Origin of the sequence: Streptomyces sp. NPDC004610 (assembly GCF_040609715.1) — a bacterium.
GTDB lineage: Bacteria > Actinomycetota > Actinomycetes > Streptomycetales > Streptomycetaceae > Streptomyces.
Window position 1 is genome coordinate 185,468 of sequence record NZ_JBEXLA010000011.1, and the last position, 17,859, is coordinate 203,326.

Consider the following 17,859-nt stretch of genomic DNA (forward strand, 5'->3'; position numbering starts at 1 on the left):
CGGTGGCGGTGGGGCCCGCTCCCTGGCTTCGGGGTCAGGGGACGGTGGCCCTGGCAGTGAGGCGAGCGGTGAAGACCTGGTGGGCCTTGCCGCGCCGCGGGTCCGGCAGATTCGGCGGCCAGGTTTGCGCTCTGCTGGAGAGCGGCGTCGTGGAGTTCGAGCGGGGCGATGAGGCGAACCGAGTAGCGCGTGCCGCGGGCCAACGACGAAGGCGGGCCAGGCGGCGGTCTGCTGCCCACTCCAGGAGTCGAGTGGGGCGGAATGTCGGACCGGATTAGGATGGATCGGCGGGCTGTTACCGCAGGTGGGCAGGCCGTGCCGATTGGATTGGCGAATGGGGGCGGAATCGACCGGCCGCTGACGGGGTCCCGGAGTCGGCTCTTGGGGACCTTGGCGACTCTCCCTCACCCCGTTGCGGCCTCGATGGTAGGTCTCTGCGACTCTCCCGGACTGGACGCGGCAGGCATCTCCCTGGCTCGGCTCCGCACACGCGGCAGGGCCGCGCTTCGAAGGGGGGCGGCCTCACGCTCCCTTCCGGCCTCCAGCGCCGCGAAGTATGCCCGGTCAGCGGTTCCGGAGCGGATGTGGAGTGCGGCCAGCAGTCTCGCGCGATCCTCGACCGTGTAGGTGTCGGCCCGGTCTTGGCGGGACCGGAGAGCAAGGAGCACGTCCTGGAGTTCCAGGACGGCGAGCACGGCCTGCTTCTCGGGCTGCAGTCTCGTCTGGGCAATGACGCCGTCGGTACCAATGCGGATCAGGGTCACCGCCTTGCCCGCGAGGGGCAGCTCCGGCTCGGTCTCGGCCTTGGGCACAGCTCGGGTGCCGAAGTACACCGCCCGAACGTACTGCGCGGCCCAGTCAGATTCCGAGAAGGACCAGAATCGCCATGACCTGGTGTGTTGTCTCTGTACCGACAAGGGCTCAATTCCGCCCCCAGGGGTCGATCGAACCGCCCTGGAAGTCTTGCCGGGAGGATTCCGAGGCTGGGATCGTGGGCCCATGGTCGACACCCACTCGCGTGGCTACGAGAGCGTGGCGCGCTGGCTGTTCTACGCCGGGCCAGCTCTCTTCCTCCTCGGTCTGGTCGTGGGCTGGAGTGTGAAGCGCCACCGTGACAATGCGTGGATATGCCGGGAGACATGCGAGCCCGGGATGAGTCCGGCGTGGCAGGCCATCGAGATCGTGACCCTCGTCATCCTCGTGCTTGGGCCCGTGCTCGCGTCGACCGGACTACTGATGGCCACGCTCCGCAAGCCGAAGGCCCGGCCGCCGCGGAGCAATGGCGAGTAGGACCGATTACGCCCCCCCCCTGGTCTTATGGACCTGAGCGCAGCCAAGTCGAGGACAAGGCGACTGTTGCGGGAGCAGGAGTGCCGACGACCGCGAGCAGCCCACTCGGAACTGGATCCGTCACACTCCCGAAGTGAAGCGTGCTGCCGGAGAACACCGCGCTGCTGAAATCCACCGTGCCGCTGGGGAATTCGGCACCGACGAATTCCACCGTGCCTCCGGAGAGCACCACTCTGCTGAAGTGCACTGTGCTGCCGGTGAACACCGCGCCGCTGTAGTCCATGGGGCCGTCGATGAACGTGTCGCGGGCGTCGGTCTTGGCCTCGCCCGGGTAGAGGTCGGCGATCCGCCGCATCGTCAGTCCGGGCAGAAAGGCCACCCGGCAGCCCATGTCCCGCGCGAGTGCGAGGGGCAGGGCGCCGATCGACGCGGGCTGGTCGACCACGACGAGCACGGGCCCGTGTTTGGCCTGGAGTTTCGCGAAGACCTCGCGCAGTTTCGGTTCGCTGTTGGGCAGGCGCTTGTCGAACGCCTTCTTCCCGGCCGGGGTGACGGCGGTGGCGTGGTGTTCGCCCCTGCCGACGTCCAGGCCGAGGTAGACGTCGATGTCGCCGGTGTCGATCACGTGCGTCCTTCGGTCGTGCCCGCCCGGTGTACCGCCTCGCCGAGATGCGGGAGAGGGCCGGGGACCAGGCGGAGGCAGGCGCCCTGGCCCGTCGGGCCGCCGATCACGGCGACACCATCGCCCTCCGCCACCTATCCCTTTTGCTGGAGGAGGCCGGGGACCGGGCAGAGGCAGGTGCCCTGGCCCGGCTGGCCGCCGACCACGGCGACGCCGAGGCCCTGTACCGTCTGGCCGCGATGCGGGCGAAGGCCGGGGACCGGACAGAGGCAGACGCTCTGGCCCGGCGAGCCGCCGACCACGGCGACAACCACGCCCTGTTCCTCTTGGCCGAGATGCTGGAGGAGGCCGGGGACCCAGCGGAGGCTGAGGCCCTGATCCGCCGGGCCGTCGACCACGGCGACCTCAACACCCTGCTGCCCCGCCTGGCCCGGGGAAGGGAGGAGACTCTCCGCAAGCGGTGGTCCTACGGGCTGAACGCAGACGGCACCAACATCTCCACGGGAACCGTCCGTGTCCACACCGCTCAACCGACACGTACCGCCGGGCACGCACTAGGGGACGTCGCCTGCGGCTGGTGGCAGAGTTCCTGGAGGGCGTTTTGACCCGTTGTTTCATCCCGTTCCGCGCAGTTGATGGGTTTCATGACAGATCCCGCCAACGGCAGTCGGCCCCGCGCTGCGAGGTCTGCTGGGGTCCCGTACTGGCGAGCGATCCACTCAGCCGACCCGGTGGCAGACCGGCGAGATACTCATCCCGGTCGCGTACGGAGTGGCGTTGCAGATGCCGGTCCGATGCGAGAGGAACCCACCTGCCTCCGAGCGGAACCGCGGAACCGAAGTATGCGCTCGCTGGAGGGGGCCGGGTCGCTGGTTGTCGGGTTCTTCCTGGTCGTCTTCTCGGTGGGGGGAGCGGTGATCTTCCGTCCGTGGTCCGGGTGGGCGATCCGCTAGAGATCGTCTACAACCCGGCCGCTCTGCGGGACGTACGCAACGCCGAGCAGTTCAACGCCGATCAGCGATTTCCACTGAACCCCCTCATGGTTCCGGGAGCGGTGTTCCTGGCGTTCGCGGTCGTCCTGGCGGTCTACGACGGCTGGATCTGAGTCGCTTCCTTACCTGCGGCGTTCGGCTCCCGCCCAGCGCGCACTGCGGTCCGGGGCTCGTGGAGCAGGGGCGGGCCTCCCACCGGCAGGCGGCAGGGCCTCCACGGCACGGGCAGCGCACTCTGACCTGACGGCGACCAGCGCAGACGCTGCCCTGCACGCGCGAAGACCCCGGGCTCGCGCCCTAACCGGCGGCCAGCGGAGCGGTGCCACGGCGGGTTCGTGCCGACCATCCGCTGTGCGTCCTACTGCGCCGCAGCGTCGGCCCGCCCCTCCTCGACACTCGGCCCGGCTGCCTCCGGCAACGCAGCCACCTGCTCGCGTCCAGTGCCGGTGAACCAGTCCATGAACGGCACCGGGCGGCAGCGCCGCCAGCCCGACGCGGTCGGTCGCCGTGTCGGCCCGGGGCTGTCAGCTCGTTGTGCGAGGGCCCCTCCCCTGGGCGAAACGCTGGGGCCGAATCGGTGACGCCCGCCGAACGTCGCTCCCGCCGGGGGTGATCGTTGGGCGGCCCAAAGAGGCGTCGCGGCGGGGAGAGCCCATGACGTACGAAGTGGTCACGGAGGGTTTCCGGACGGATCTTGATGCCCGGTGGTCGGTGTTCTTCGACGTCGCGGATCTGCCCTGGGTTTACGAGCCCCGCTCTTTCCGGACCGCTGACGGCTCGCTGTGCACGCTGGCGTTCTGGCTACCGCGTGCACGGATCTGGTTCACCGCCGACCCGAAGAGCACACCTGCGTGGTGGGGCCGATCACCGCCGCTGTGATCGGCAGCGACGAGGTGTGGGAGCCGTGAACGACGACGGGGAGGAACCCGCCGAGGACCCCCGGGTCGAGGTCGGCGGGGAGTGGCACGGGCAGGTGCTGCTGTGTCTGGGAGGGTTCCCGGACGGCCGGACCCGGTTCCGTGACAGGAAGGAATATCCCCTCAGTGTCATACGGAGGGTGACGGGGTGAGGGGCGGGCGCGGCTCGCTGCCACCGCGCGTGAGCCGTCCGGTCGGCCTCGCCCCCAGGCGGTGTCACCGGCGTCGCAGCCGCGACCACGGCCGCAGCGACCGGTGCCTCACCACCCGCCCGTCACCCGTCGCCGCCCGAAGCAGCGCCCGCGCCGCCCCCACCCGGGCCAGCCGGACGGCCGTGGGTGTGCGGTGCGGGCGGCCGATCCCCGCCTGGGCGGAGAAGGACCAGCTGAAGCGGGTACGGACCTGGAACCTCGGCATGCCCCCTGCCTACTCGTCCCACGCCTGGATCAGGGTCTGCCGGGCGATCCGGCCGTCCCGCAGGGTCAGCATCGACTCGGCCAGCACTCGCATCCCGTCCGCGTACCGGCAGGACTCGGTGAACGCCGCCCGGTCGCCCTGGACCACGCAGTCGTCCAGCCGGTGGGTCATGTCCCGGCTGTAGATGTCGTCCAGCATCGCGCTGATCTCGTCCCGCCCGTGCAGCACCTTGGGGCTGCTGGGGCGGCTGACCTGGTCCACCACCCGTATCTCGGCGTCGTCGGCGTACAGGGCCAGGAGTGTGTTCGGATTGCCCTCGATGCCCCGGCGCAGTGTGTCCGCGTCGAAGACCGGGCTCGCCACAGTGCCCATCATGACCTCCTCGGAGGACGTGACCCGCCCGGAGCGGAAAGAGAGGCAGAGGACAGGGATGGCGGGCCACGGGGCTCTCTCCTACGAGCCTCCCCCGCACCGGCCGACTCGGCAAACGCGGCCATGGGGACGTGCGACCGCCAGGTGCGCCTGTCGGGTGAGGGCGCCGCGTCGGCCGTGTCCGGCACGGGTCGCGCGCGTTGCTGAAGACATGATCTCAACTCGTCGTATTCTCGCCGCCGCCTGTCTCGCCGTCGGGGCCGCCGGTCTCGCCGTGCCGCAGGCGGGCGCGGCCGAGGCGGACGCCGCCGGTGAGGGCAAGCTGAACCCGGTCGCCGTGCTGGACTCGCTGACCGTCTCCGACATCCCCGCCGAGCACAAGGCCGCCGTTCCCCGCCCCTCCGAGGGCCTCGCCGAACTCAACAATGTGAACGGCCTCCAGCAGCTCAGCGAACTGCACCAGGTCACCGACCTGGTCGCCCCGGTCACCGGGCTGCTGCCCGCCGTCCAGTACTGATACCGCCCCCCTCGCCCCGGCCCCTCACCCGGCCGAGGCCAGGAACTGTGTGGCCGCCAGCTCCGCGTACAGCGGATCGGCGGCCACCAGTTCTTGATGGGTGCCCACCGCGCGGACCCGGCCCGCGTCCATCACCACGATCCGGTCCGCCATCGTCACCGTCGACAGCCGGTGCGCGACCACCAGCACGGTCGTCGACCGCGCCACATCCGCCACCGTGTCCCGCAGCGCCGCCTCGTTCACCGCGTCCAGCTGCGAGGTCGCCTCGTCCAGGAGCAGCAGCCGGGGTCTGCGCAGCAGCGCGCGGGCGATCGCCACCCGCTGGCGCTCCCCGCCGGACAGCTTGGTGCCGCGATGCCCGACCAGGGTGTCCAGCCCCTCCGGCAGCCGCTCCACCAGCCCGTCCAGCCGGGTCGTCTTCACCACCCGCGCCACCTGGCCGTCGTCCGCCTCCGGGCTGCCCAGCCGCAGATTGTCCCGCAGCGAACCCGACAGCACCGGCGCGTCCTGCTCCACATACCCGATCGCCGCGCGCAGTCTCGGCAGATCCCACTCCCCGATCTCCCGGCCGTCCACCGTGATGGTCCCCGACTCCGGGTCGTAGAACCGCTCGATCAGCGAGAACACCGTCGTCTTGCCCGCGCCCGACGGCCCCACGAACGCCGTCATGCCCTGCGGCGGCACCTCGAAGCTCACCCCGTGGTGCACATACGGCAGATCGTCGGCGTAGCGGAAGCGGACGTCATGGAAGGTGACGGCGGCCGGGCGGGCGTCGGGGGCGGGCAGCTCCGCGCCGCCGGCGCGCGGCTCGGCGGGCAGGGCCAGCGCCTCCTGGATCCGGCTCAGCGCCGCCGCGCCCGTCTGGTACTGGGTGATCGCGCCGACCACCTGCTGGATCGGCGCCATCAGATAGAAGACGTACAGCAGGAACGCGACGAGCGTGCCCACATCCACCGCGCCCGTCGCCACCCGCGCGCCGCCCACCGCGAGCACCGTGATGAACGCGATCTGCATCGCCAGCCCGGCCGTATTGCCCGCCGCCGCCGACCACTTGGCCGCGCGCACGCTCTGCCGCCACGACTCCTCGGCCGCCTTGTGCAGGGTCTGCTCCTCGCGGTGCTCCGCGCCGGACGCCTTCACCGTGCGCAGCGCGCCCAGCACCCGCTCCAGGGAGGCGCCCATCACCCCCACCGCCATCTGGGCCCGCTTGCTGGCCCGGTTGATACGCGGCACGATCAGCCCCAGCACCAGCCCGGCGCCGAGGATCACCGCCAGCGTGACCCCGAGCAGCACCGGATCGACCACGCCCATCATCACCACCGTCGCCACCAGCGTCAGCCCGCCCGTGCCCAGGCCCACCAGGGTCTGGGTGGTGACCTGGCTCAGCAGGGTGGTGTCCGAGGTGATCCGCGCCATCAGGTCGCCCGGCTCGCTGCGGTCCACCGCCGGTATGCGCAGCCGCAGCAGATACGACGACAGCGTCCGCCGCGCGCCCAGCACCACCGACTCCGCGGTGCGCTCCAGCACATAGCCGCCCACCGCGCCCACCACCGCGTTGCCCACGACCAGCGCCGACATCGCCAGCAGCGCGCCCGTGATCGCCCGGTCGTGCTCCAGGTCGTCGATCAGGCCCCGCGCCACCAGCGGCAGCAGCAGCCCCGTGGCACCGGTGACCAGCGACAGCAATGCCCCGGTCAGCAACGCCCAGCGGTGCGGCCGTACATAGCCGAGGAGCATGCGCCACGGGGGCATGGCGGCTTCCGTCTGTGCGGTGGTCACGGGGCTCCTTCGGCGGGTTCGTACGGCAGGTCCGGGCCGTACGAGCCAGGTTACGGCGACCCACTGACAACCGGCCCCGCCGCCCGGCGCCTACCGCGCCGCCCGTGCCTGAAGTTCGGCGAGGGTCGCCTCGAAGTCGGCGGGGCGCGGCCGGTTGTGCGGCAGCCGGGCCAGCAGCGCGGCCATCCCGCAGGTCCCGCTGAGCGCCGAGAAGACCAGCCCGCCCGCGATCCCGGCGGACATCAACTGCCAGGCGGGGTGCAGGAGTCCGAGGCCCAGACCGGTCAGGACGAGGGCCCCGGCGGTGAAGCGGACCTGGCGGTCCATGGACCAGGTCCGCCGCCCGCCGGACGCCGGGCGGCCCAGGGCGTGCCCGAGCCGCGACCAGCCGTCGGTGCCGCCGGTCAGGGTCATGGCCTCGACGCCCTCCCGAGCGAGCAGCGCGCAGGCGTTCGCCGAGCGGGCCCCGGAGGCGCAGACCACGAGCAGGGCGCCGCTCAACCGGCGCAGCGCGGGCAGGGCGGGACCGAGCCGGTCCAGCGGGATGTTCAGGGCGCCGGGCAGATGCCCGGAGGCGTACTCACCGGGCGTACGGACATCGACGACGGTCAGTTCGCCGAGCCGGGCACGGGCCTGATCGGCGTCGAGAGCGAGGGGGGTGGTCATGAAGGGGACTTCCTGTCTGATCTGAAGTGCGGTGTGCGGTGTGCGGTGCGTGACGCGCGGTGCGCTGTGCGCGGTGCGCTGTCTTGACGGTCCGAGGGGAGGTAAAATACCCCCAAGGGTATGTGGTGGAGTGAACTGGAGGAGAGGTCTCGTGGAGCTTCGGTTCGAGGGCGATGATCTGAAGTCGGTGCTCAACCGGCTGCGTCGGGCGCAGGGGCAGATCTCCGGGGTGATCCGGATGATCGAGGAGGGGCGCGACTGCGAGGACGTGGTGACCCAGCTCGCCGCCGCCTCCCGGGCCCTGGACCGGGCCGGGTTCGCGATCATCGCGACCGGGCTCCAGCAGTGCGTGACCGATCTGGAGCAGGGCCGCAGCGACGGTGAGTCGGCGCAGGAGATGAAGGCCCGCCTGGAGCGGCTGTTCCTCTCCCTGGCCTGAGCGCGCCCCAGGTCCGGGGGACGGGTTCCGGCGTTCACAGCAGGCCGTCCACGAGCATGAACGCCGCCACCCCCAGCAGCGCCCACGCGAACACCCGCTGGAGCGTGCCGGACGACACCTTCGCCGCCAGCCGCCGCCCGTCCCAGGCGCCGAGCACCGCCGCCGCCGCGAACGGGGCCACCCGCGCCCAGTCGACCGGGACGGTGGCGCCGGTCCTGGCGGCCAGGGCGACGACCGAGTTGACGGTGATGACCAGCAGACTCGTCCCCACGGCGAGCCGCATCCGCAGCCCCACCACCTTCACCAGCGCCGGTACGGCGAGAAACCCGCCGCCCACCCCCAGCACCCCGGTGACCGCCCCCAGCCCGGCCCCGGCCCCCAGTACCCGCCCCCGGCGGCGGACCGGCGCATCGCCCGTCGTCCCCCCGCCCCCGAACCGGCCCAGCATCCCCACCGCCGCCACCCCCGCGAGCACCGCGAAGGCGACCGTGAGGACCCCGGCGGGCAACCGGGACGACAGCAGCCCGCCCACCCCCGCCGGAAGGAGACCGGCGAGGGCGAAGAGCGTGCCGCGCCGCCAGTCGACCGTGCCCCCGCGCGCGTGCGCGGCCAGTGCGGTCACCGAGGTGATCGTCACGACGACCAGACTCGCGGTCGTCGCCGCGGCCGGGCCGAAGTCCAGCAGATAGATCAGCGCGGGCACGGCCAGCACACTGCCGCCGCCGCCCAGCGCCCCGAGCGCGAGCCCGGTCAGCGCGCCCGCGACCAGGGCCAGGACCAGCGTGCTCACGGCAGCGCTGCCGCCACGGTCAGCCCCGCCGCCCGAGCCGCGTCGAAACCGTCGTCCACCGCGACCACGGCGATCCCGGCCGCGTCCAGGATCGAGGCGGCGATGGCCGCCCGCGCCCCTCCCGCGCAGTGCACCCACACCACCGTGCCGTCCGTCGGCAGCTCCGCCAGCCGCTCGCGCAGCCGGTGCAGCGGGATGTGCAGGGAGCCCGGTATGTGCTCGGCGGCCCGTTCCCGGTCCCGGCGGACATCGAGGACCACGCCGTCCGCGCGGGCCGCGAGGCCGGCGAACGTGGCGCGCGGGAAGGAGCGGGGCGTTTCTCCGGGGACCAGCCAGTCGCCGGGGCCGCCGGTGGCCGCGGCGGCCGGCCGGTCGATGCCGACGCGGGCCAGTTCCCGCTGGGCGGCGCCGAGCTGCTCCGCCGATTCCGCGAGCAGCGTGACCGGCCTGCCCCAGGGCAGCAGCCAGGCCAGCTGGACGGCGAACTGCCCGGCCGACTCGAAGTTCAGCGCCCCGGTGACATGGCCGCGCGCGAACGCGACCCGGCTCCTGAGGTCCACCACCCACTCCCCGGCCGCCAGCCGGGCCGAGATCTCCCCGGCGTCCGCGCGGCGCGGCGGCGTCAGATCCACCGGCGCCGGACCCTCGGCGTTGAGCGGGCCCATCTGGGCGTAGTAGGCGGGGATGTCGTCGAGCCCGGCCAGCAGCTCGGCGACGAACGTGTCGGCGTCCGTGACCAGGGCGGTGTTGGTCCGCCGTTCCTGCCCGATGGTGCTCGGGCCGGTGTCCCCGCCGGAGGGTGTGGCCGCGCAGAGGCTGCCGAAGCCGTGGGTGGGCAGGACCCGGGTGTCGTCCGGCAGCTCGGCCGCCAGCCGGTGCGCCGAGTCGTACTGGGCCCGCGCGAGGTGCCGGGTGAGCCGCGGCTCCACCAGATCGGGCCGCCCGGCCGTGCCGATCAGCAGCGAGCCGCCGGTGAACACGGCCACCTCGGCACCGCCGTCGACCAGGACGTACGAGGTGTGGTGCGGGGTGTGGCCGGGGGTGGCCAGGGCACGCAGCTCCAGACCGGTGCCGAGCGCCACCCGGTCCCCGTCGCCGACCGGCACGCGGTCGTACCCGACCCGGGCCTGCGCGGGCACCAGATAGGCGGCGCCGGTGAGCCGGGCCAGCTCCGGACCGCCGGAGACGTAGTCGTTGTGGACATGGGTCTCGGCGACATGGGTGATCCGCACACCCCGGCGCGCGGCGGCGGCGATCACCCGGTCCGGTTCGCGCGGCGGGTCGATCACCACGGCGGTGTCGGCCCCGCCCGCCAGATAGCCGCGGTTGCCCAGTCCGGGCACGTCGATGACCTCGACGAAGTGCACGGCGACGCTCCTTCCGTCTGTTCCTACCCCACATCTCCCATTACCCCCGGGGGTATCTTTCGGCCACCGTAGCAGAGTACCCCCGGGGGTATGCCAGGGCGGTGGGAGGTGGGGAGGGTCACGTACTCCCAGGGGTATATCAGAGCGGAGTCATATACCCCTCATGGGTATATGGCGCCCAGGGTTCCGGGAGAGGCCACGCCCCCCTGATCAGCGGTGACGCGGACACGGCGACCACCTCCCCGGGGGGTATCGGCCGGGGCCGTCGGGAAGAAGCCGTCCTTGACGCGTAGGGTCGGCGGCGGGACGTTGAGCGTCTTGATCGTCGACGAGGAGGGTCAGCACATGGCGCAGGAAGTGCGCGGAGTCATCGCACCGGGCAAGGACGAACCGGTCAGGGTGGAGACGATCGTGGTGCCGGACCCCGGCCCCGGTGAGGCCGTCGTACAGATCCAGGCGTGCGGGGTCTGTCATACCGATCTGCACTACAAGCAGGGCGGTATCAACGACGAGTTCCCCTTCCTGCTCGGCCATGAGGCGGCCGGGGTGGTCGAGTCGGTCGGCCCCGGTGTCACCGATGTGGCGCCCGGCGACTTCGTGATCCTGAACTGGCGTGCGGTGTGCGGGCACTGCCGGGCCTGTCTGCGCGGGCGCCCCTGGTACTGCTTCGACACCCACAACGCCGAGCAGCGGATGACGCTCACCGATGGCACCGAGCTGTCCCCGGCGCTGGGGATCGGTGCGTTCGCGGAGAAGACGCTGGTCGCGGCCGGGCAGTGCACCAAGGTGGACCCCGCCGTGTCCCCGGCGGTGGCCGGGCTGCTGGGCTGCGGGGTGATGGCGGGCATCGGCGCCGCGATCAACACCGGCAACGTCGGGCGCGGCGACACCGTGGCCGTCATCGGCTGCGGCGGGGTCGGGGACGCGGCCGTCGCCGGGTCCCGGCTGGCCGGGGCGGCGCGGATCATCGCCGTCGACATCGACGACCGCAAGCTGGAGAAGGCCCGCTCCATGGGCGCCACCCACACCGTCAACTCCCGGGACACCGATCCGGTCGAGGCGATCCGTGAGCTGACCGGCGGTTTCGGCGCGGATGTGGTGATCGAGGCGGTGGGCCGTCCGGAGACCTACCGGCAGGCGTTCTACGCCCGGGACCTGGCGGGGACGGTCGTCCTGGTCGGCGTACCGACCCCGGAGATGAAGCTGGAGCTGCCGCTGCTGGATGTCTTCGGGCGCGGCGGGGCCCTCAAGTCCTCCTGGTACGGCGACTGTCTGCCCTCCCGCGACTTCCCCATGCTGATCGACCTGCATCTCCAGGGGCGGCTCGACCTGGACGCGTTCGTCACCGAGACCATCGCGCTCGACCAGGTGGAGCAGGCGTTCGCGCGGATGCACCAGGGCGATGTGCTGCGCTCGGTGGTGGTGCTGTGACGACCGCCCGTATCGAACGCCTGATCACCTCCGGCCAGTTCACCCTGGACGGCGGCACCTGGGACGTCGACAACAACGTCTGGCTGGTCGGCGACGACCATGAGGTCCTGGTCATCGACCCGGCCCATGACGCCGACGCCATCGCCGAGGCCGTCGGAGACCGGCGGCTGACCGCGATCGTCTGCACCCACGCCCACAACGACCATGTCAACGCCGCCCCCGCGCTCGCCGACCGCACCGGCGCCGCCATCTGGCTGCACCCCGACGACCTCCCCCTGTGGCGGCTCACCCACCCCGGCCGCGAACCCGACGAGCATCTCGCCGACGGCCAGGTCATCGAGTCCGCGGGCGCCGATCTGCGGGTCCTGCACACCCCGGGCCACGCCCCCGGCGCGGTCTGCCTCCACGACCCCGCCCTCGGCACGGTCTTCACCGGCGACACCCTGTTCGCCGGGGGTCCGGGCGCCACCGGACGCTCGTACTCCGACTTCCCGACCATCATCGACTCCGTCCGCGACAAGCTCCTCACGCTGCCGCCGGAGACGATCGTGCGCACCGGGCACGGCGACTCCACCACCATCGGCGCCGAGGCCCCGCATCTGGAGGAGTGGATCGCACGCGGCCACTGAGCCACCGGGGGCCACTGAGCCACCGGGGGCCACTGAGCCGCCCGGGACCACTGAGCCACCGGGGCCACTGAGCCACCGGGCGGGCGCCCGCGCGGGCCAACCATCCAGACCCCACCCGACCGAACTCCGACTCGCTCTCCGACCTGAACTTCGGCCCGCACTCCGACCTGAACTTCGGCCCGCACTCCGCTCCGAACCCCGACCCGAACTCCGCCCCGGACCCCCGGGCGCGCGCCCGCCCGGGTGAGCCGTCGGCCGCCACGGAGGGCCGTCCCGGGGAACCGGCGGCAATACCGACAGAAGATGTCCGGCTTTCCGGCGAGACTCTCCGCCGGATCACCCAGAGAACACAACTGGGGGATCCGGCGGAAGAACCATCCATGGGAGGCCGGACATGTCATCAGGATCGTCATCAGGACCGCTGCACGACAAGGTGGCGCTGGTCGCCGGGGCGACCCGGGGCGCCGGGCGCGGGATCGCCGTCGAACTGGGCGCGGCGGGAGCCACCGTCTACGTCACCGGCCGCAGCACCCGCGCCCACCGCTCGGAGTACGACCGCCCCGAGACCGTCGAGGACACCGCCGACCTGGTCACCGCGGCCGGCGGCCGGGGGATCGCCGTCCCCACCGACCATCTGGACCCGGCGCAGGTCGAGGCGCTCATCGGCCGTATCGCCGACACGCACGGACGGCTGGACGTCCTGGTCAACGACATCTGGGGCGGTGAGAAGCTCTTCGAGTGGGACACCCCGATGTGGGAGCACGACCTCGACAACGGGCTGCGGCTGCTCCGCCTCGCCCTCGACACCCACGCCATCACCAGCCACCATGCCCTGCCGCTGCTGCTGCGCCGCCCCGGTGGGCTGGTCGTGGAGATGACCGACGGCACCCTCGCCTACAACGCGGCCAACTACCGCGTGAACTACTTCTACGACCTCGCCAAGACGGCCGTGCTGCGGATGGGCTTCGCCCTCGGCCATGAACTGGGCCCGCGCGGTGCCACCGCCGTCGTCCTCACCCCGGGCTGGCTGCGCTCGGAGATGATGCTGGAGGGCTTCGGGGTGACCGAGGACACCTGGCGCGACGCCCTGACCGAGGTGCCGCACTTCGCGATCTCCGAGTCCCCGCGCTATGTGGGCCGCGCGGTCGCCGCGCTCGCCGCCGACCCGGAGGTGAGCCGCTTCAACGGGCAGTCGCTGTCCAGCGGCGGCCTCGCCCAGGAGTACGGCTTCACCGACCTGGACGGCAGTCGCCCCGACGCCTGGCGCTATCTGGTCGAGGTCCAGGACCCGGGGAAGCCCGCCGACACCACCGGCTACCGCTGAGGCCCGGCGGCGCCGTCGTCGCCGCCCCGCGTGGTCCGGGGCGCGGGGAGCGCCCAGCGCCCGCCGTGCCCCGGCGGCAGTGCCAGATCCCCGCGCACCGCCGCGTAGTACGCCTCCCGCGCGGCCCGCTGCCGCTCCAGCAGCGCCTGCCACGCCTGCGGGTCCCGCGTCCCGGCCCGCAGGAACGCCTCCATCTCCATCACCGCCACCACCCAGGTCCGGGCCCGGTCCACCACCTCCGGGCTGCCCAGCAGGAGCAGCGCCTCGCCCGACGGGTCCCGGGCCACGGTCGCCTCCGCGAGCAGCGGCTCGGCCTCCTCGGGGGTGAGGGGGTGGGGATGGGGGTCGTTCCCGAAGTGCGCGGCCACGCGGTAGGCCAGCGTGACGGACGCCTTCAGCGTCCGCGCGTAGTCCGCGTACACCCCGAGCAGCCGCTCCTCCCACCGGGCGGCCTGCTCCCGGCGGAAGCGGACCTGCTCGCCCCGCATCACCACCGCATAGGAACCCAGCGCGCCGACCACCACACCTATCAGGGCGGGGAGTTGCCCCCAGAACTCAGACATGGGCGCACGCTATCTGCCGCGATGATCTCCGGGGCAGTAGGTTCCCCTCATGGCTGACAGCACACGCTTCGAGGGGTACGGGGTTCTGGTCACCGGCGCGGCCCGCGGCATCGGTGCCGCCACCGTCCGCCGGTTCGCCGAGGAGGGGGCCCGGGTCCTGGTCACCGACGTCGATCCGGGCGCGGCCGAGGACACCGCCGGTGCCCTGCGCGAGCGGGGGCTGACCGCCGAGGCATACGGCTGCGATGTCACCGACCGGGCGTCGGTCGAGGCGGCCGTCGACCGTGCCGTCAGCGTCTTCGGGTCGCTGGACGTGCTGGTCAACAACGCCTACCACTGCTCGCCCGACACCCCCCGCTTCGAGGACGAGCCGGACGACGACTGGGCGCGAGACCTCGATGTCACCCTGACCGGCGCCTACCGGTGCAGCCGCGCCGCGCTGCCCCGTCTCGCCGCCTCCGGACGCGGGGCGATCGTCTCCATCGGGTCCGTGAACGGGCTGCGCGACTTCGGCAACCACGCCTACAGCGCCGCCAAGGCCGGGCTCGGCTCGCTGACCCGCACCCTCGCCGGGCATGCCGCCGGGCGCGGGGTCCGGGTCAACCTGGTCGCCCCGGGCACGGTCCGGACCACCGCCTGGGAGGGCCGCGACGACATCCTGGACGCGGTCCGGGACCTCTATCCGCTCGGCCGGGTCGGCGAACCGGAGGACATCGCCGCCGCCGTCGCCTTCCTAGCCTCCCGCGACGCCGCCTGGATCACCGGTACGACCCTGGTCGTCGACGGTGGGCTGACCGCCGTCGACTCGGGCTTCCGGGCGGTACTGCGCGGACCGGAGGGCGGGCCCGACGCCTGACCGGCGAACGGGCAGAGAGCGCCGATACCGGCGGTCCGTTCCCGGCCCCCTGTCTCAAATGTCACCGTTCCGTACCGGTCGCCGCGCTGCTACAACCGATGCGGCCCGGCTCCGGTCTAGCTGGGCGGAACCGCGCGAAGGGCGTGCGGCGCAGGCGAGCCGGGACAGGCAGCAGTGCGGGCAGCAGTGAAGGGGACGGGCATGGGGGACATACGCAGGCGAGGAGCCGTGGTCGCGGGGGCCACCGCGCTGGTGGCGCCGCTCGTGGTGGGGCTGGGCGCGGCACCCGCGCAGGCCGCGAGCTGTACGACACAGGCGGGGCCGCATCAGAAGCAGGTCGAGAAGTTCCTCGGGCGCCCGGTCGACGGCAAGCAGTCCACCGCCGACTGCAAGGCGATCCAGGCGTTCCAGAACAAGCACGGAATCAAGCCGAACATCGGCTACGCGGGGTCGGTCACCTGGGGCGTGATGGACCTCATGAACAAGCAGAAGGCCGTCGGCAAGAAGCCCAACAAGGACGGCAAGTGCCCGGTCAACAAGGGCCGGATCGCCTGTGTGAACCTCACCCTCCAGATCAGCTGGATCCAGGACGGCAGCCGTCTCGTGTACGGCCCGGTCCCGGTCCGCACCGGCCGTGACGGCTATGAGACCCGCACCGGCCTGAAGAAGATCTACTGGCGCAACATCGACCATGTCTCCTCCATCTACGACGTGCCGATGCCCTACGCCCAGTTCTTCGACGGCGGCCAGGCGTTCCACCAGGCCGATGTCAGCATGTGGAACCCGCCGGGCTCGCGCGGCTGCGTCAACCTGACCAAGACCGACGCCAAGAAGTACTGGTCCCTGCTGAAGAACGGCGACGACGTGTACGTGTACGGCCGCAAGCCGGGCACCTGATCCCCTCCGCCGTGAGCGCCGGACCCGGACCCTTCCCAGGGTTCGGGTCCTGCTGTTCCGGGCCGTCGAACACTGAACATTCCATGGCTCAGATGGTTGAACTCCGCATGACTTTTTGCTAGATGGACGTGATCAGCAACACGGTCCGTTTTGTCCGAATGATGTTTGATTACTCACCGCGCCTTCACCTCCGGCGCCGTATGCTTCACACCATGTCCACCACTGTTGAACCCGACTCCGAGCGATCGGCTGCCGAGGTCAACGAGGAGATCCGGGCCCTGTGGCGCCGGTCGGGCGGGACACTGACCGTCGAGCAGCGCGAGCAGTACCAGCGCCTCGTGCTGGAGTGGGCCTCCGCGGCCCCGCAGCCGTCGAGAGCGGCCTGAGCGCCGACTCGCCGGGCCGGTCAGGGAGCGGGTCCCACCCCGCCGATCCGGCACCCGCCCGGGTTCCCCACGGGGGAGCCCGTTCTTCGAAGACCTCGGCCCATCCGAGCCCGCCGAGCAAGCCGCCCCTCAGGCCGCGCCCCGCACCGGGGAGCGGCCTCCTCTCTTGCCGCTCATCCCCAGGTCGCCGAGCAGCGATCGCCGTCGCCGAATAGCGATCGCCGTCGCCGAGCAGCCATCGCCGCTCATCCCCACGTCGCTGAGTAGCGATGGCGGTACGCCCGACGGTCCTGCTCCGCGCGGATGAACCGGGTGGCGACCAGCGCGACCACACTCCCCGCGATGATCAGCAGCCCCGGTCCCGCGTTCTCCCGGTCCGTCAGCCACGCCCGCACAGCCGCCACGCCCCCGCCGACGACCGGCGCCCTGGAACCGGGCGAGGCCGCACCCGGCGCCACCGCCGCCGGTGACGGCTCCCCGGCACCTGGCTGGGGCGCCGCCGCGATCAGCCGCATCCCCAGCTCCTCCAGCGTTGTCGTCACCGGCTCGAAGAACGTCGTACCGCCCGTCGCGCAGTCGCCGTCGCCGCCCGAAGTGATGCCGAGGGCGATGCCCTCCGAGAACAGCGGGCCGCCGCTGTCCCCGGGCTCCGCGCACACATCGGTCTCGATCAGCCCGGTGACCGTGCCCTCCGGATAGTTCACCGTCGCGTCCAGCGCCGTCACCCGGCCGTCGCGCAGCCCGCTGGTGCTGCCGCTGCGGAACACCCGCTGCCCCACCGACGCGTCGTCCACGCCGGTGATCCGCACCCCCTGGCCGTCGCCGATCGCCACCACCTCCGCGCCCTCGCCGGCCCGGCCCGCCGCGTACTGGACCAGCGAGTAGTCGTCGCCCGGGAAGCTGCCGCGCACGGTCCGGCCGATCTGCTCGGTGCCCCGGCCGTCGGCGAACCACACCGACCCGAGCGGCCCGCAGTGCCCGGCGGTCAGAATGTAGTCCCGGGTGCCGTCCGTGACGTTGAACCCCGCCGAGCACCGCCCGGCCGTCGACAGGATCGGCAGGGCCCCGTTCAGCCGGGCCGTGAAGGTGCCCTCGGTGCGCTCCATCCGGACGAAGCCGCCGAGGCCCTCGGCGATCCCCGTCAGCCGGGACCAGTCGGCCCGCGAGACGGTCCGGTCACCCCGGACGACCACCTCGTTGGACTTGTAGTCCACCGCCCAGGACGTGCCCGCCACGCGGGGCTGCTCGCCCAGCGCCGCCGTCGCCGTCCGCAGATCGCTCATGCTGTGCCGGACCTCCCGGGGCTCGGCGCCCGCCCGGCGCACCTCGGACGCCGCGTCCGCGTCGGTGACCGCGACGACCGTCCGCCCGTCCGCCCCGATCCAGCTGCCCGCCGTACGCGAGCCGCCCAGGCGGTCCACCAGGGCCGTGCCCGTGTCCGCCGCCGAGGGGGCCGCGCCGCGGGGCAGGGCGGCGGTGCCCGGGGGTTCGCCCGCCACCGCCTGGGTGACCATCCCCGCCCCGAGGAGCAGCCCGCCGGCCGCCATCAGCCGTGTCACCCGGCGGACGATCCGTCGTCGTGCGTGCCTCATCCCTGGCTCCCGA

22 protein-coding genes and 1 pseudogene are annotated in these 17,859 nt (G+C 72.4%); 13 read left to right on the top strand and 10 right to left on the bottom strand.

The features are described from left to right. Positions 1–404: 404 nt before the first annotated feature. Complete coding sequence (locus ABZX40_RS15110) at positions 405–833, bottom strand: hypothetical protein (RefSeq protein WP_355738218.1); 429 nt, start codon at positions 831–833, stop codon at positions 405–407. A 166-nt stretch (positions 834–999) separates the two neighbouring features. Here ABZX40_RS15110 and ABZX40_RS15115 point away from each other — a divergent pair, with 166 nt between their 5' ends. Then, positions 1,000–1,290, top strand: coding sequence for a hypothetical protein (locus tag ABZX40_RS15115; protein ID WP_355738220.1), 291 nt, complete (start codon positions 1,000–1,002; stop codon positions 1,288–1,290). Between the two features lie 292 nt (positions 1,291–1,582). On the opposite strand, the pseudogene ABZX40_RS15120 reads toward ABZX40_RS15115, so the two are convergent. Further along, a pseudogene (locus tag ABZX40_RS15120) lies at positions 1,583–1,912 on the bottom strand (IS110 family transposase); the annotation flags it as partial. Positions 1,913–1,959: 47 nt separating this feature from the next. Here ABZX40_RS15120 and ABZX40_RS15125 point away from each other — a divergent pair. The 4 genes from ABZX40_RS15125 (at position 1,960) to ABZX40_RS15140 (ending at position 3,973) form a co-directional block, all read left to right on the top strand. Beyond that, positions 1,960–2,517, top strand: coding sequence for a hypothetical protein (locus ABZX40_RS15125; protein WP_356008988.1), 558 nt, complete (start codon positions 1,960–1,962; stop codon positions 2,515–2,517). Positions 2,518–2,849: 332 nt separating this feature from the next. After that, positions 2,850–3,017, top strand: coding sequence for a hypothetical protein (locus tag ABZX40_RS15130; RefSeq protein WP_355738225.1), 168 nt, complete (start codon positions 2,850–2,852; stop codon positions 3,015–3,017). A gap of 541 nt (positions 3,018–3,558) precedes the next feature. Continuing rightward, on the top strand, positions 3,559–3,783 hold the full coding sequence (locus ABZX40_RS15135; protein WP_355738227.1) for a hypothetical protein: 225 nt from the start codon (positions 3,559–3,561) through the stop codon (positions 3,781–3,783). A gap of 25 nt (positions 3,784–3,808) precedes the next feature. Continuing rightward, positions 3,809–3,973 (top strand): hypothetical protein, encoded by a 165-nt coding sequence (locus ABZX40_RS15140; protein ID WP_355738230.1) that lies wholly within the window; start codon positions 3,809–3,811, stop codon positions 3,971–3,973. A 64-nt stretch (positions 3,974–4,037) separates the two neighbouring features. Here the strand turns inward: ABZX40_RS15140 and ABZX40_RS15145 are convergent, their stop codons facing one another. After that, the gene (locus tag ABZX40_RS15145; protein ID WP_355738233.1) at positions 4,038–4,238 is read right to left on the bottom strand and encodes a hypothetical protein; all 201 of its coding nucleotides are present in this window, start codon (positions 4,236–4,238) and stop codon (positions 4,038–4,040) included. A gap of 9 nt (positions 4,239–4,247) precedes the next feature. Beyond that, positions 4,248–4,610, bottom strand: a complete 363-nt coding sequence (locus ABZX40_RS15150; protein WP_355738369.1) for a nuclear transport factor 2 family protein — start codon at positions 4,608–4,610, stop codon at positions 4,248–4,250. A gap of 211 nt (positions 4,611–4,821) precedes the next feature. On the opposite strand from ABZX40_RS15150, the gene ABZX40_RS15155 reads away from it, so the two are divergent. Continuing rightward, positions 4,822–5,127 carry a hypothetical protein gene (locus ABZX40_RS15155; RefSeq protein WP_355738236.1) on the top strand — a complete coding sequence of 102 codons (306 nt, stop codon included), beginning with the start codon at positions 4,822–4,824 and terminating at the stop codon, positions 5,125–5,127. 24 nt (positions 5,128–5,151) lie between these two features. Here the strand turns inward: ABZX40_RS15155 and ABZX40_RS15160 are convergent, their stop codons facing one another. Together ABZX40_RS15160 and ABZX40_RS15165 are read right to left on the bottom strand one after the other, a co-directional pair. Beyond that, positions 5,152–6,906, bottom strand: a complete 1,755-nt coding sequence (locus tag ABZX40_RS15160; protein ID WP_355738239.1) for an ABC transporter ATP-binding protein — start codon at positions 6,904–6,906, stop codon at positions 5,152–5,154. Positions 6,907–6,996: 90 nt separating this feature from the next. Then, on the bottom strand, positions 6,997–7,572 hold the full coding sequence (locus tag ABZX40_RS15165) for a rhodanese-like domain-containing protein (protein ID WP_355738242.1): 576 nt from the start codon (positions 7,570–7,572) through the stop codon (positions 6,997–6,999). Between the two features lie 151 nt (positions 7,573–7,723). Between ABZX40_RS15165 and ABZX40_RS15170 the strand changes: the two genes are divergently transcribed. Next, positions 7,724–8,011: a metal-sensitive transcriptional regulator gene (locus ABZX40_RS15170; RefSeq protein WP_355738244.1), complete on the top strand. Its 288-nt coding sequence runs from the start codon at positions 7,724–7,726 to the stop codon at positions 8,009–8,011. 34 nt (positions 8,012–8,045) lie between these two features. On the opposite strand, the gene ABZX40_RS15175 is transcribed toward ABZX40_RS15170, so the two are convergent. Both ABZX40_RS15175 and ABZX40_RS15180 read right to left on the bottom strand, forming a co-directional pair. Next, complete coding sequence (locus ABZX40_RS15175; protein ID WP_355738246.1) at positions 8,046–8,801, bottom strand: sulfite exporter TauE/SafE family protein; 756 nt, start codon at positions 8,799–8,801, stop codon at positions 8,046–8,048. Next, a complete protein-coding gene (locus tag ABZX40_RS15180; RefSeq protein ID WP_355738249.1) occupies positions 8,798–10,168 on the bottom strand; it encodes an MBL fold metallo-hydrolase in 1,371 nt (456 codons plus the stop codon). The genes ABZX40_RS15175 and ABZX40_RS15180 overlap by 4 nt, the downstream gene beginning before the upstream one ends. Positions 10,169–10,513: 345 nt before the next feature. Between ABZX40_RS15180 and ABZX40_RS15185 the strand changes: the two genes are divergently transcribed. The 3 genes from ABZX40_RS15185 (at position 10,514) to ABZX40_RS15195 (ending at position 13,552) form a co-directional block, all read left to right on the top strand. Continuing rightward, positions 10,514–11,599: an S-(hydroxymethyl)mycothiol dehydrogenase gene (locus tag ABZX40_RS15185; protein ID WP_355738372.1), complete on the top strand. Its 1,086-nt coding sequence runs from the start codon at positions 10,514–10,516 to the stop codon at positions 11,597–11,599. Beyond that, positions 11,596–12,228: an MBL fold metallo-hydrolase gene (locus tag ABZX40_RS15190; protein WP_355738251.1), complete on the top strand. Its 633-nt coding sequence runs from the start codon at positions 11,596–11,598 to the stop codon at positions 12,226–12,228. The genes ABZX40_RS15185 and ABZX40_RS15190 overlap by 4 nt, the downstream gene beginning before the upstream one ends. Positions 12,229–12,622: 394 nt before the next feature. Next, the gene (locus tag ABZX40_RS15195) at positions 12,623–13,552 is read left to right on the top strand and encodes an SDR family oxidoreductase (RefSeq protein WP_355738254.1); all 930 of its coding nucleotides are present in this window, start codon (positions 12,623–12,625) and stop codon (positions 13,550–13,552) included. Here the strand turns inward: ABZX40_RS15195 and ABZX40_RS15200 are convergent. Continuing rightward, the gene (locus tag ABZX40_RS15200) at positions 13,543–14,115 is read right to left on the bottom strand and encodes a hypothetical protein (RefSeq protein ID WP_355738257.1); all 573 of its coding nucleotides are present in this window, start codon (positions 14,113–14,115) and stop codon (positions 13,543–13,545) included. The genes ABZX40_RS15195 and ABZX40_RS15200 overlap by 10 nt on opposite strands. Positions 14,116–14,164: 49 nt before the next feature. Between ABZX40_RS15200 and ABZX40_RS15205 the strand changes: the two genes are divergently transcribed. From ABZX40_RS15205 to ABZX40_RS15215, 3 genes are all read left to right on the top strand, one after another. Beyond that, positions 14,165–14,971 carry an SDR family NAD(P)-dependent oxidoreductase gene (locus ABZX40_RS15205; RefSeq protein ID WP_355738259.1) on the top strand — a complete coding sequence of 269 codons (807 nt, stop codon included), beginning with the start codon at positions 14,165–14,167 and terminating at the stop codon, positions 14,969–14,971. A gap of 201 nt (positions 14,972–15,172) precedes the next feature. Further along, complete coding sequence (locus ABZX40_RS15210) at positions 15,173–15,868, top strand: L,D-transpeptidase (protein WP_355738262.1); 696 nt, start codon at positions 15,173–15,175, stop codon at positions 15,866–15,868. Between the two features lie 200 nt (positions 15,869–16,068). After that, positions 16,069–16,254, top strand: coding sequence for a hypothetical protein (locus tag ABZX40_RS15215; protein ID WP_355738265.1), 186 nt, complete (start codon positions 16,069–16,071; stop codon positions 16,252–16,254). 245 nt (positions 16,255–16,499) lie between these two features. Here ABZX40_RS15215 and ABZX40_RS15220 read toward each other — a convergent pair whose 3' ends face one another. Next, on the bottom strand, positions 16,500–17,846 hold the full coding sequence (locus tag ABZX40_RS15220) for a S1 family peptidase (protein WP_355738267.1): 1,347 nt from the start codon (positions 17,844–17,846) through the stop codon (positions 16,500–16,502). Between the last annotated feature and the right edge of the window lie 13 nt (positions 17,847–17,859).